The sequence below is a fragment of the Prescottella equi genome, assembly GCF_002094305.1.
GTDB classification, from domain to species: domain Bacteria; phylum Actinomycetota; class Actinomycetes; order Mycobacteriales; family Mycobacteriaceae; genus Prescottella; species Prescottella equi.
Genome location: NZ_LWTX01000018.1, coordinates 1 through 11,990 on the forward strand (window position 1 = coordinate 1; position 11,990 = coordinate 11,990).

12 protein-coding genes and 1 pseudogene are annotated in these 11,990 nt (G+C 68.5%); 6 read left to right on the forward strand and 7 right to left on the reverse strand.

Annotated elements, in window-relative coordinates; all coding sequences use genetic code 11:
• Positions 1–64 (reverse strand): annotated as a pseudogene (locus A6I89_RS24490) (superoxide dismutase); the annotation flags it as partial.
• Between the two features lie 236 nt (positions 65–300).
• Between A6I89_RS24490 and A6I89_RS23775 the strand changes: the two are divergent.
• Positions 301–1,473, forward strand: a complete 1,173-nt coding sequence (locus tag A6I89_RS23775; protein WP_049909917.1) for an acyltransferase family protein — start codon at positions 301–303, stop codon at positions 1,471–1,473.
• A 9-nt stretch (positions 1,474–1,482) separates the two neighbouring features.
• Positions 1,483–2,151 carry a peptide-methionine (S)-S-oxide reductase MsrA gene (msrA, locus tag A6I89_RS23780; RefSeq protein WP_044990247.1) on the forward strand — a complete coding sequence of 223 codons (669 nt, stop codon included), beginning with the start codon at positions 1,483–1,485 and terminating at the stop codon, positions 2,149–2,151.
• A 66-nt stretch (positions 2,152–2,217) separates the two neighbouring features.
• Here the strand turns inward: msrA and A6I89_RS23785 are convergent, their stop codons facing one another.
• Together A6I89_RS23785 and A6I89_RS23790 are read right to left on the reverse strand one after the other, a co-directional pair.
• On the reverse strand, positions 2,218–3,723 hold the full coding sequence (locus tag A6I89_RS23785; protein ID WP_005516387.1) for an MFS transporter: 1,506 nt from the start codon (positions 3,721–3,723) through the stop codon (positions 2,218–2,220).
• A gap of 247 nt (positions 3,724–3,970) precedes the next feature.
• A complete protein-coding gene (locus tag A6I89_RS23790) occupies positions 3,971–4,900 on the reverse strand; it encodes an LLM class F420-dependent oxidoreductase (protein ID WP_022593326.1) in 930 nt (309 codons plus the stop codon).
• Positions 4,901–5,395: 495 nt separating this feature from the next.
• Here A6I89_RS23790 and A6I89_RS23795 point away from each other — a divergent pair, with 495 nt between their 5' ends.
• The 4 genes from A6I89_RS23795 to A6I89_RS23810 are packed head-to-tail and all read left to right on the forward strand — an operon-like array spanning position 5,396 to position 8,382.
• Entirely contained in the window at positions 5,396–5,743 is a 348-nt protein-coding gene (locus A6I89_RS23795) for a rhodanese-like domain-containing protein (protein ID WP_013414483.1), read from the forward strand.
• Complete coding sequence (locus A6I89_RS23800; protein WP_022593328.1) at positions 5,744–6,673, forward strand: DUF4328 domain-containing protein; 930 nt, start codon at positions 5,744–5,746, stop codon at positions 6,671–6,673.
• Positions 6,670–7,434 carry a glycerophosphodiester phosphodiesterase gene (locus A6I89_RS23805; protein ID WP_022593329.1) on the forward strand — a complete coding sequence of 255 codons (765 nt, stop codon included), beginning with the start codon at positions 6,670–6,672 and terminating at the stop codon, positions 7,432–7,434. The genes A6I89_RS23800 and A6I89_RS23805 overlap by 4 nt, the downstream gene beginning before the upstream one ends.
• Positions 7,435–7,467: 33 nt before the next feature.
• A complete protein-coding gene (locus A6I89_RS23810) occupies positions 7,468–8,382 on the forward strand; it encodes a DUF5926 family protein (RefSeq protein ID WP_013414485.1) in 915 nt (304 codons plus the stop codon).
• Between the two features lie 74 nt (positions 8,383–8,456).
• On the opposite strand, the gene A6I89_RS23815 is transcribed toward A6I89_RS23810, so the two are convergent.
• From A6I89_RS23815 to A6I89_RS23830, 4 genes are all read right to left on the reverse strand, one after another.
• Entirely contained in the window at positions 8,457–9,005 is a 549-nt protein-coding gene (locus tag A6I89_RS23815; protein WP_005516379.1) for a ferritin, read from the reverse strand.
• A gap of 158 nt (positions 9,006–9,163) precedes the next feature.
• On the reverse strand, positions 9,164–9,709 hold the full coding sequence (locus A6I89_RS23820; RefSeq protein WP_005516378.1) for a ferritin: 546 nt from the start codon (positions 9,707–9,709) through the stop codon (positions 9,164–9,166).
• Positions 9,710–9,772: 63 nt separating this feature from the next.
• Positions 9,773–10,972 carry an LCP family protein gene (locus A6I89_RS23825; RefSeq protein WP_060934540.1) on the reverse strand — a complete coding sequence of 400 codons (1,200 nt, stop codon included), beginning with the start codon at positions 10,970–10,972 and terminating at the stop codon, positions 9,773–9,775.
• A 184-nt stretch (positions 10,973–11,156) separates the two neighbouring features.
• The gene (locus tag A6I89_RS23830) at positions 11,157–11,975 is read right to left on the reverse strand and encodes a CPBP family intramembrane glutamic endopeptidase (RefSeq protein WP_005516375.1); all 819 of its coding nucleotides are present in this window, start codon (positions 11,973–11,975) and stop codon (positions 11,157–11,159) included.
• Positions 11,976–11,990: the final 15 nt, after the last annotated feature.

Below are 11,990 nucleotides of genomic sequence, written 5' to 3' on the forward strand. Positions count from 1 at the left end.
CGGAGATGTGGGGCTCGAGAGCGGCGTAGTCGTACGGCAGATCGGGCAGCGTGTAGACAGACACGAGAATCCCTTCTTTGCGGGCGTGGTGCCCTGACGTGTGTATTCGTGAATCGTGCTCGGGGATAACCCAATCTCATTGGTACACCCTGCGCAACCAGACCGCTCAGGTGGGAAGGCCCTCACAAAAAAGTTCGGCCACCCTCAATTTGGTCGATTTCGCGTGTGTCGGACATTACGGTCGGCGCCCGAAATTGGAACGCGAAGTGAACGGAACACTAATATCGAGCGGTGCCTTCCGTGACGCCCGCTTCATCCCCGGGTGTCGAGAGGGCGCCACGTGTCGAATTGACCGGGGCAAATCTCCTGCGCGCCATCGCGGTGCTCGCCGTGATCTATTCGCACATCTCCTTCTATCTGATCGACGACCTCGGTGACGGCTGGTGGTTGATCGACGGCGTCTACGCGGTGTTCGTCGAGGGGCTCGGTCTCAATCAACATCTGTCGTTCGTCGGCGTTGCGATCTTCATGGTGTTGACGGGCGCGGTGATCACCAGATCCGCGATCCGGCACGCACCCGGCCGATTTCTGCTCGACCGGATCGGCCGACTGCTCCCCGCGTTCTGGGTCGCGATCGCGGCCGCGATCCTGCTGGTCCGCTTCGGTATCAACGGGATGTTCAGTGGGCAGCAGGGGGTCTCGAACGTCGAGGCCGCGCTCAGTTTCGTGCTCGGCGGCTTCTTCCTCAAACCCGAGGTCGCGGTGCTCGGGGTCACCTGGACGCTGGTCGTGCAGGTGCTGTTCTACGTGTACTGCGTCGCGATGCGCCCCGTGCTGCGGACGCGGCCGGTCGCCGTCCCGCTCGTCGGTGCTGCGGCGTGCGCGCTGGTGCTGCTCTACAACCTCTACGCGCCGCACCCATACACCGTGCCGATGCTGTCGAAGGTCGCGGCCACGCTGCCGGCAGTCTTCCTCGGGCAGCTGATGTACCTGTGGTGGGCGCGGCTGACGACGTGGCGCTGGATCGTCGTCGGCGTCCTCGCGCAGATCGAGGTGGTGCGCCTCGCCACCGACATCCGGGTCTACTGGGCCGGCGACCGCTACCTGTGGACGATCACCGCGGTGACCGTGCTGGTGGTGGCACTCGGACGGTGGCGCGGCAGCCCGACACGCTGGACGGTCGTCCGCTGGACCGCGACCCGCAGCTACGCGATCTACCTCGTGCACACGCTGATCCTGTACCGGGTGTACGAGAACGCCGTCGGTCCACTGGGCCGGACGGGGGCGGTGGTCGCCTTCCTGGTGGTCACGGCTCTGGTGTCGGAGGCCCTGTACCGGTGGGTCGAGGTACCGGCGGCCCGGTGGTTGACCGAGCGCACCAGACGTGGCGCCACCACCTCGCCCCAGCCGACCGGGCCGGCCGGGCCCACGGAGCCGGCTGACGATCCGGTGGCGAACCGCGACCGCGCGTAGCATCGGTTTATGTCTTGGTTCGATGACCTCTTCGCCCCTGCCGGTACGAAATCCGTGATGGTCACCCAGGATCAGGCGCTTCCCGGTCGTGACGCCGTGATGCCCGTTCCCGATGCCCACTACGTCAACGGGCACCCGTTGCGGCCGCCGTTCCCCGACGGCATGCAGACCGCCGTCGTCGGCATGGGCTGTTTCTGGGGTGCGGAGAAGGAATTCTGGGAATTGGACGGCGTGTATTCGACCGCCGTCGGTTATGCGGGTGGCTTCACACCGAATCCCACCTACGAGGAGGTGTGCTCGGGCCGTACCGGACACTCCGAGGTGGTGCTGGTCGTGTTCGACCCGGAGAAGATCTCGTACGAGGGCATCCTCAAGCAGTTCTGGGAGAACCACGATCCCACTCAGGGCATGCGCCAGGGCAACGACCGCGGCACCCAGTACCGGTCGGTGATCTACACCGAATCGGACGAACAGGCCGAGACCGCGCGAGCCACGGCGGAAGCGTTCGGCAAGCGGCTCGCGGCCGCCGGCTACGGCGAGATCACCACCGAGATCGCCCCGCTCGACACCTTCTACTACGCCGAGGACTACCACCAGCAGTACCTCGCCAAGAATCCTGGCGGTTACTGCCCCGTCCACGCGACCGGCGTGAGTTGTCCTGTGGGACTGGGAGCCTGAGCCGGGGTTCCCAGATCCGTGGAACCGGCGCCGAGGGAGTCGGCGCCGGTCCCGTGCGGGCGCTGATCAGGCGGCCACGACCGGTTCCCTGGTGGGGACCTCGGCGGCCGTCTGGGCCGCGACCTGCTCGGTGATCTGCTTGCGACGGCGGTGCAGGGTCAGCACGATGACGATCGCGACCAGCGACGACGCGGCCGAGATCAGGTAGGCGACGCTCATGCTGCCGTCCGTGTAGAAGCCGTACCCGTCGACTGCGGTGGCGACGTTGGAGTTCAGCACCGCGAACGCGATGACCGGCATGATCGAGGCGATCAGCGTCTGCGACGCCTGGACCATGCTCGACATCGACGCCTGGACCGACGGCGGAACCGAGGCGATGGTGAGGTTCGGGATCGACGCCGTGGTGGCGCCCATACCGAGGCCGAACAGCAGGATGCCGAAGAGGACCTCGACCTTGCCGACGTGCCAGAACGCCGTGAACACGGAGCCGAGCAACAGCAGACCCGCACCGCCCGCAAGGGTGAGGGTGGGGAAGGTCCTGCGCAGGATTCGGCCGACGACGATGCCGGCGATGACGCTGCCCAGGCCCATCGGGATCTGGAGCAGACCGACACCCTTCGCGTCGACACCGAAGCCGTAGCCCAGGCCGAGCACGGACGGCGTCATGCACATGATCGGGACGAGTGTCGCGTACAGGGAGATGGTGCCGTACGCGAATCCTGCGGAGAGGCAGATGCGCAGCATCGGGCCGTGACGGAAGAAGCGCAGATCCACGATCGGGTCGGTGGTACGCAGTGCGATCGGCACCCAGATCGCGATGAGCGCGAGGCCGCCGAGGAGCATCAGCAGCGTGCCGCCGTCGGTCCAACCCCACGACGGGCCGAAGCTGATGCCGGCCAGGATCGTGGCGAGGCCACCGCCGAGCAGGGCGCCACCGAGGTAGTCCAGGCGCGCGTTGTTGCGGACGGGCGACTCGGGGGTGGTCAGCATGACCAGCGGGGCGAGCACCGCGAGGGCGATCAGCAGGAACCAGAACAGCGAGCGGAATCCCCACGCATCGACGAGCAGGCCGGTGATGAACGGCGACGGAATCGTCATCAGTCCCATGCCGCCGGCCGCGATGCTCACCGCGAGCGCAAGGGTCTTGGGCGGAAAGACGTCTCGCATCAGCGAGAAGCCCAGGAACATGCAGGCGATGAGCACGCCGAACAGGCCACGGCCGATCACGAGGACCAGGAAGCTGGGAGCGACCGCGGACATCAGCGCGCCGACGGCGGCAATGGCCATGGCGATCAGGAACACCTTGCGCTTGCCGTGGATGTCGGCGAGCTTGCCGGCCAGCGGGCAGGCCACTGCGGCGGCGAGCAGGTAGGCCGTCGTCACCCAGGCGACCTGATCGGTCTCGAAGTGTTCACCGATGGGCATCATGGCGACCGCGGCCATCGTCGAACTGAGCGAGACGATTTCGAGGACGAGCGCGATCGAGACCAGGGACAGGGCGAGCCGCGGGGTCCAGCCGCTTCCGGATGCGGCGCGCGGGTTGGTGGCCGCGGTGCCGAGAGTTCCTGACATGTAACGCCTTTCTGCAAAATGTGGTCCGAGTCACACGAATGACGTCCCATTACAGATGGCGCGGACGAGATCACAGATAGCCCTCCCGTTCAACGGAACACTTTGTTCCGGGGGGCGGGGAAACGGCGAGGTGCGCACCCGACGGATCCGGATGCGCACCTCGTGTGGTGCTTCGGTGACGCAAAAGCCTTGCGGCCGTTGCTGTGCCCGATTGGTGAAGTTGTCGGTCGGTTGTTCGTCGGTCGGATCAGCCGATCTGGGGCATGACCTCCGACGCGACCAGTTCGATGTGGTCGAGGTCGGCCAGATCGAGCATCTGCAAGTAGATGCGCTGCGATCCGGCCTCGCGGTAGCGGCCGATCTTGTCGACGAGTTCGGCCGGGGTGCCGGCCAGCCCGTTCTCGCGCAGCTCGTCGACCTCACGGCCGATGCGCGCGGCGCGGCGGGCGATTTCCTCGTCGTTGCGTCCGCAGCACAGAACCAGCGCGTTGGAGTAGACGAGCGCATCGGGGTCGCGGTCGATCGCCGTGCACGCCTCCCGGACTCGCCCGAACTGCGCGACGGTGTCGTCGACCGACACGAAGGGCAGGTTGAACTCGTCGGCGTAGCGGGCCGTCATTGCGGGCGTGCGCTTCTTGCCCATCCCACCCATCACGATCGGCGGACGCGGCGACTGCACCGGCTTGGGCAGGGCGGGCGAGTCGGTGATCGGGAAGTGCTTGCCCTCGTGAGTGAACGTCTGTCCCTCCGGCGTCTGCCACAGTCCGGTGATGATCGCGAGCGACTCCTCGAGGCGGTCGAAGCGCTCTCCGAGCGGCGGGAACGGGATGCCGTACGCGCGGTGCTCCTCCTCGTACCAACCGGCGCCCAGGCCCAGTTCGATCCGTCCTCCGCTCATCGCGTCCACCTGGGCGACCGAGATCGCGAGCGGACCGGGGTAGCGGAACGTCGCCGACGTCACCAGCGTGCCGAGGCGAATCGTCGACGTGTCGCGCGCGAGTCCGGCGAGTGTGATCCATGCGTCGGTCGGACCGGGGAGGCCCTCGACGTTCATGGCGAGGTAGTGGTCGGACCGGAAGAAGGCGTCGTACCCGCACTGTTCGGCGGCCTGCGCCACCGCGAGGAGATCGTCGTAGGTGGCGCCCTGCTGCGGTTCGGTGAAGATTCTCAGGTCCATGCAGTCCACTGTGCCGCACCTGCGAGTGTGACGTGCGTCGGACGCCGAGGGAACCGATTCGCCCGCCGCCGCGTCAGAGCAGATGTCGGGATGGGAGCGTCCCGACGGAGGGGGGAGGCCGGGCCGGAACTCGGGGGCGGGACGTGGGCACGCGTCCCGGGTGGGAGTTCCGGTCCGCGCCGGCTCGCGGCAGTCCGCAGAGGGGGTGAATCCACACAGGCTGTGGATTGCCGCGAGTCCCACGGTGCACAGTTGTCAGCGAATCACCCACAGCATGGCGCTGACCTGTGGATGATCGCCGCGAAAGTTGTTCAGAACTGTGGATGGGCCTGTGGAAACTGTGGATAACTCTTCAGCGCAAGTGGTGCAGGTCACATTTGAATACTCATTTCGGTGCTGTGATCTCCACTACAGTCTCGGTCCGGTCACGAACCCGACCGTGGCGTAACGCCGGACGCGCCTCCTGCGACGGGGGGTCGTGCCAGAATCGACGGTGTGACCTCTCCACACGTTCCGACAGTGCACGTGACGGACCTCCCGGTGGAGCGCGACGGGACCGTCGTGCTGCTCGACGTGCGTGAAGACGACGAATGGTCACTCGGCCACGCGCCGGGCGCGCAACACATCCCGGTCGTCGATCTCCCGGCCCGCATGGACGAGATCGACATCGACGCCGAGGTGTACGTCGTGTGCCGGCAGGGTGGCCGCTCGATCGTCGCCGTCGAGTTCCTCAACTCCGTCGGTTTCGACGCCTATCACGTCGACGGAGGCATGGTGGCGTGGCAGGTCGCGGGGCTCCCGCTGACGTCGGACGACCATCCCGATACACCGAAGATCTTCTAGATGACCGTCGTCCAGGTGTGCGCCCGGTGCGCGTCGCAGTGGCCGGTGGCCGGTGCGCCCGCACAGTGGTGTCCACGCTGCCAGGGCGTCCTCCTCTCTCCCGTCGACACGCGGCGACCGGCGCCGGTCGCCGGCCGCAACTTCCGCTGGGTGGCCCGCAGCCCGTACCCACCCGAAGTGCGTCGCCGGACTGGCACGTCCCCCGGCCCCACCCCGCGCTACCGCCAGATCCCGCGCTGGGGCCTGCTGGATCCGCCGCCGGACGAGCGTGAGGCGCCGGCCCGCCGCACCGACGCCGTCGCCGACCTCGCGCCCACCCTGCTCGCCTGCACGGCCCTCGTGTTCGGCCTCGCGACCCTCGCCGAGGCCTTCCGTTACGGGCTGCTCGTCTTCAACCGCGTCCGGCTCGTGGATCCGCTCACCCTCGCGATCTCCGACGCGATGGTGTGGTCGACGCAGCTGTCCGGGCCGCTGGTCGCGGTCGCCGCGGCCGTCGCGGTCGCCTGCCGGCTGCACGTCGAACGCGCCCGCGTCTTCGCCGACCGCGGGCTCACCGATCCCCGCCCGCTGCGTGAAATTCTCGTCGGCGTGCTCGTGCCCGGCCTCAATCTGGTGATGCCCGCCGTGTACCTCCGCGAGATCGCCGGCGACGATCGCCGCCTGCGGCGCGCGATCCGCCTCTGGTGGACGGCCTGGGTGACCGGCGGCGTCCTCGTCGTGGGAAACGTGGTGTGGCGCAACCAGGACTCGCTGCAGGCGCGCGCGGACGGTGTCGTGCTGGCCGCGGTCACCGCGGCCGTCGGCGTCGCGACGGCGCTGCTGGCGTTGCTCGTGATCCGGCGGCTGGACGGGCGTGACCTGTTGGGTCGGCCGCACCCCGTCACCCGCTGGATCAACGTCCCGCGGCCCGAGGAGGCGATGGCCGGATGAGCCCCGACCGCCGTGGACCACTCGTCGTCGCACACCGCGGCGCCTCCGCCTCCCGCCCCGAGCACACCCTCGCCGCGTACGAACTGGCCCTTGCCGAGGGCGCCGACGGACTCGAGTGCGACGTGCGGCTCACCCGCGACGGCCACCTGGTGTGCGTCCACGACCGCCGGGTCGACCGGACGTCGTCCGGCACGGGTGTGGTCAGCGAGATGACACTGAGCTCGCTCGGCGAACTCGACTACGGCGACGGCGACGAGCCCGCCGGCCTGTTGACGCTGGCAGACCTGATCACGCTGGTCCTCGACTGGACGTCGCGGCCCACCAAGCTGTTCATCGAAACCAAGCATCCCGTCCGCTACGGGGGTCTGGTCGAGAGCAAACTGCTCGCGGAACTGGCCCGGTTCGGACTGGCGGCCCCCGCATCCGCCGACCACTCGCGGGCCGTGGTGATGTCGTTCGCGGCGAGCGCGGTGTGGCGGATCCGCCGATCCGCGCCGCTTCTCCCGACGGTCCTGCTGGGCGACGCGTCGCGCTATCTCGGCGGCGGCGCCGCCACCACCGTCGGGGCCACCGCGGTGGGGCCGTCGATCAAGACACTGCGCGAGCACCCCGAAATCGTCGACAAGGCGGCCGCCGCCGGCCGCGCCACCTACTGCTGGACCGTCGACGATCACCAGGACGTCGCGCTGTGCCGGGAACTCGGGGTCAGCTGGGTCGCCACCAACCATCCGGGACGCACCAAGAATTGGCTGGGCGGCTGAGCGAACCGTCGCGTCCGTGTAGGTTTTGGCCTCGTGGGTAAGAAGAGCAAGAGAAACAGTGGTCCCAAGCCGGGCAGCAACCGAGCCGAGAAGCTCGAGCAGCGCCGCCTCGAACGCGAGGCGGAGGTCGCCGCGCCGACCCGCCCGTTCGAGGGCCTTGCCGTCGAATGCGATCTCGTCGCGCTGCGCGAGTTCGTGCCGTCCGCGCTCGTCGAACTCCCGGTCCGTGACACCGCCACCCCGGTGACCGCGGCGACCGTCCTGCCCGGTGCCGTCGCCGCGCTGGTGCGCGACGAGGCCGGCACCGCAGGCCGCTACGTGGGCCTGCAGGTCCAGGCGCACACCGCCGACCCGGGTGCCGACCTCGGTGCCGCGGTGACGTGGGCGCAGACCGCCGAGCCCGGGACGTCGCTGGCCTTCGCCGACCCGCAGGCCGGCGGCCCGCGCCTGGCCGATGTCCTCGTCGCCGACACGCTCCCCGAGATCACCGTCCACCAGACCTTCGACTGGTGGATCCCCGAGGGCGTCGAGCCGACCCCGGACGTCGCTGCCACCGTCGTGCAGGCGAACCAGGCGATCATGCCGTCCGCGCGTCTCGAGGCCGACGGCGTCGTCGCCGCGTGGTGGGTCGACGCCGGCGAGAAGGCCCACCTGCGCTGGGTGCGCCCCGAGGACGAGGACGATCTGATGCTCGCCCTCGCTCGCGTGCACGCTGCCGGCGCGCTGCATCTCGGTGAGGGTTCGCGGTTCGCCGGGTCGTTCCGTACGCACGGCCTGCTGGTCCCGGTCTTCGACCTCGATCCGGAGAAGCACGTCAACGAGTGGGCGGCTGCGACCGCCGAACTGGGCGAGCGTCTCGCCGAGGCACTGGCCACCGACGCGCCGCTCACCGTGGCGGAGCGCGGAGCGCGGGACGGCCTGCGCAGCCGTCAGGTCACCCTGCGCTGAGTTGTTTCCGAACAGCTGAAGGGTCCCTTCATGCGCTCAGAGCGCATGAAGGGACCCTTCAGCTGTTTCGACAGTTAGATGGTGCCGCCGGCGGCCGGAGGGGCGCCCGAGGCGTCGTCGACGCTGCGCATCTCGCGGGCCACGAAGTCCTCGAGATCGAACAGGTTGGACCCGGCCCGATCGGCGATGGTCAGCAGCGTCGTCATGCGCGCGACCTCCTCGACCTGCTCCTTGAGGAACCACTGCATGAACTGTTCGCCCAGATAGTCGCCGTCGTCGCGGGCCGTCCGCGCGAGGGTCACGATCTGTTCGGTGACGGCCTTCTCCTGGGCGAGGGCGAGCGCGATTGGCTCCCGGGCGCCGTCGAAACTGCACCGCGCGGGGTCGACCCCGGTGAGTTCGACAGCGATGTCCCGATCCAGGAAGTACTGGATGATCATCATCGCGTGATTGCGTTCCTCGTTGCCCTGCTTGTAGAAGTGGCGGGCCAACTGGGGGAGATCGGCATTGTCGAAATACACAGCGGTCGCGAGGTACTGATGCGACGCATTGAATTCGTTGCGGATCTGGTCGTGGAGAAGTGCGTGGAATTTCGTCCGATGCGAATCGTCTGCAGCACTCATGGAGCCACGATATAGGCGCGTGGATCGAATTGTCACCCAAGCGGAACCTAATTAAGCCTAGTATTGCCTCAATTAGTGTTGCCTCAATTCGGCGGACTGTCCCGGTGTTCGGTTTCGCTGCAATTGCCGGGGATGTCGGCAATTGCAGCGAAGGGGTGTCAGGCGCCCGAGCCGGCGATCCGGGGCGCCGTGGAGTCCGCCGTCACCGCGGAACTCATCTCGCGGGCCACGAAGTCCTCGATGTTGAAGTAGTTGTCACCGGCGCGATCGACGATGGTGAGCAGCGTCGTCATGCTGGCGACCTCCTCGACCTGCTCCTTGAGGAACCACTGGACGAACTGCTCGCCGAGGTAGTCGCCGGTGTCCCGGGCCGTGCGGGCGAGGCGCGTGATCTGCTCGGTCACGGTCTTCTCCTGCGCGACGGCGAGGGCGACGGGTTCTCGGACGGACGCGAACTCGGTGACGACGTCGTCGACGCCGGGCACCGTCACCGGCAGGTCGTTGTCGATCAGGTACTGGATCATCATCATCGCGTGGTCGCGTTCCTCGGCGGCCTGGCTGTAGAAGCGACCGGCGAGCTGCGGCAAATCATGCGAATCGAAGTAGACGGCGACCGCGGTGTACTGCTGGGAGGCAGTGAATTCGTTGCGGATCTGGGCCTGTAACAATCGATGGAACTCGCTGGTGTGTGCCGCGTCAGTCATATACGGAACATTACCGCCCGCAATGCCGTCGTAGTGCCGTCGCTGTCGGGACAGCGACGAGCATCACGGTGCGCCGGTGAGCAGGCTCGGGGGAACCTGTCGGTCATTTGCCAGAGCTTCGAAGAATTCCGACGCCTTTTCCCGGTCCCACAGGAGCACGTCGCCCCAGCCGTCGACGACGTCGAAGCCGCCGACCGGGACCGTCGTGGTCACCATCTTGCCGCGCAGCGCCCACGCCAGGCCGGCGAGATTCCACAGGTGATCGCCTTCGGCCACCTGCAGCGAATTGGCCGTCTTCGTCATCATCGGCCACAACCGCAACGGGTTGACCAGCGTCCACGGTGACGTCGCCTTCTTCAGCAGGGCGCTCATGAACGCCCGCTGGTTGTTCATCCGGTCCAGGTCGGCCATCGCCGTCGCGCGACTGCGGACGAAGCCGAGGGCCTCCGGGCCGGTCAGTTCCTGGCAGCCCTCCTGCAGGTTGATGCCTGCCAGCGGGTCGTCGATCGGATACGGCACGCACATGTCGACGCCGCCGAGCGCGTCGACGATGCCCGAGAAACCGCCGAAGCCGATCTCGGCGTAGTGGTCGATGTGCAGACCGGTGGCCTCCTCGACCGTCTGCACCAGCACCTGCTCGCCGTCGTCCTGTGAGAACGCGGCGTTGATCTTGCCGCGACCCATGCCCGGGATGTTCACGTACGAGTCGCGCGGGATCGACACCATCGTGGTGGCGCCGCTCTTCGGAATGTGCACCAGCATGATCGTGTCGGTGCGCTTGCCCTCGATGTCACCGCCGGCGGCGAGTTGCCGGTCCTCCTCGGCCGAGAGGCCGGCGCGACTGTCCGAGCCGACCAGCAGCCAGTTGGTACCCGGGGCGTCCGCGACGCGGCCCGGGTAGTCGGCGAGGGCGTCGACGCGGTTCAGTTTGGTGTCGAGGAAGACCACACCGCCGACCGATGCGACCAGCAGCACCACGAGCGTCAACGCGACGCGGCGCAGCCACGTGCCGCGCTTGCGTGGTCGGCGCTGCTTCGGGGGTTCGGCCGGCGCGGCCGGGGGCCGAGGCGGCGCAGGCGGCTGCGGATTGCGCGGCGCCGGCGGGATCCGGCGTGGTTCGGCGTACGGGCGCGGCGTCTGGGTCGGTGCGTGACCGGATCCGCGGGACTGCGAGTACGCCTGCGGTTCCGGTGCCTGCGACCAGGCGCGGGCCGGCTCCGGACGCGGAGCGGGACCGCCGTGCCGCCCGTCGCGGCGGATGATCTGGGTGCCCTCGGGCTGCTGTAGGTGACGCTGCGGCGGCGGCCCGCCCCGTCGCGGCGGCGGGGGCGGGGGGACGTTGCGCGGTGGCTGGGGCCGGCCGCGGTGCGGCGGGCCCGGCTGACGTCTGTCGGGGGTCTCGCCGTTCACGACATCCGAGAATACGCACGACGACGGCGAACCGGGGTCAGGGCAGCCACGACAGGTGCCCGCGCAGCAGTGCGTAGCCCACGAAGGCGACGGCGTCGATGAGGGCGTGCGCGATCACCAGTGGCCACAGTTTGCCGGTGCGCTGCCAGTAGCGGCCGAAGATCAACCCCATGACTATGTTGCCGAGACCGCCGCCGAGTCCCTGGTACAGGTGGTAGCTGCCGCGCAGCAGCGCCGACGCCAGCAGTGACGAGTTCTCGCTCCACCCGAGCCGGCGCAGGCGCGAGATCAGGTACGCCACGACGAGGATCTCCTCGGCGGCGGAGTTCGCGATCGCCCACAGCACCAGCACCGGCAGGCGCCACCAGTGGTCGTCGATGGTGCTCGGCAGGACGGTGAGGTTCATGTCCAGCGCGACGGCGGCGAGATAGAACGCCAGCCCGGGCAGCCCGATCAGGGCGGCGAGCCCGACGCCGGGCAGGATCCCGCCGCGCAGCTGCGTCCGCCCGAGACCGATTCGGCGGGGGCCGAGGCCGCTGCGCCACAGCAGGTACAGGCCCAGCGCCGCCCACGCCGCGAGCTTGACGACACCGAGCAACTGCCGGGCCAGGTCGATGAACGACTGCGTCGACCGGGACGGGTTGAGCGCGACCGCCTGGTCCGAGAGACCACCCGGCTGCAGCGCCGACTCGAGCAGCGACAGGATGCTGTAGACCCCGTTGAGCCCGAACGTGACCAGCAGCACGATGGTGATCTCGAACCAGAGGGCGCGGCGTTCGCGGGCGCCCAGCGGCGGTGCGGACGGAGTCGGCGAGGCAGGCCGGAGCCACGAGTCGACGGTCGTGCGGGTGATCACCTCGCCGACGCTAGC

Bases quoted from the DNA above. Each gene is read 5' to 3' on its own strand.
- A6I89_RS23790 (WP_022593326.1), bottom strand. From the start codon at position 4,900: ATGGACCTGAGAATCTTCACCGAACCGCAGCAGGGCGCCACCTACGAC.
- A6I89_RS23805 (WP_022593329.1), top strand. From the start codon at position 6,670: ATGAGCCCCGACCGCCGTGGACCACTCGTCGTCGCACACCGCGGCGCC.
- A6I89_RS23800 (WP_022593328.1), top strand. From the start codon at position 5,744: ATGACCGTCGTCCAGGTGTGCGCCCGGTGCGCGTCGCAGTGGCCGGTG.
- A6I89_RS23820 (WP_005516378.1), bottom strand. From the start codon at position 9,709: ATGACTGACGCGGCACACACCAGCGAGTTCCATCGATTGTTACAGGCC.
- A6I89_RS23785 (WP_005516387.1), bottom strand. From the start codon at position 3,723: ATGTCAGGAACTCTCGGCACCGCGGCCACCAACCCGCGCGCCGCATCC.
- A6I89_RS23815 (WP_005516379.1), bottom strand. From the start codon at position 9,005: ATGAGTGCTGCAGACGATTCGCATCGGACGAAATTCCACGCACTTCTC.
- msrA (WP_044990247.1), top strand. From the start codon at position 1,483: ATGTCTTGGTTCGATGACCTCTTCGCCCCTGCCGGTACGAAATCCGTG.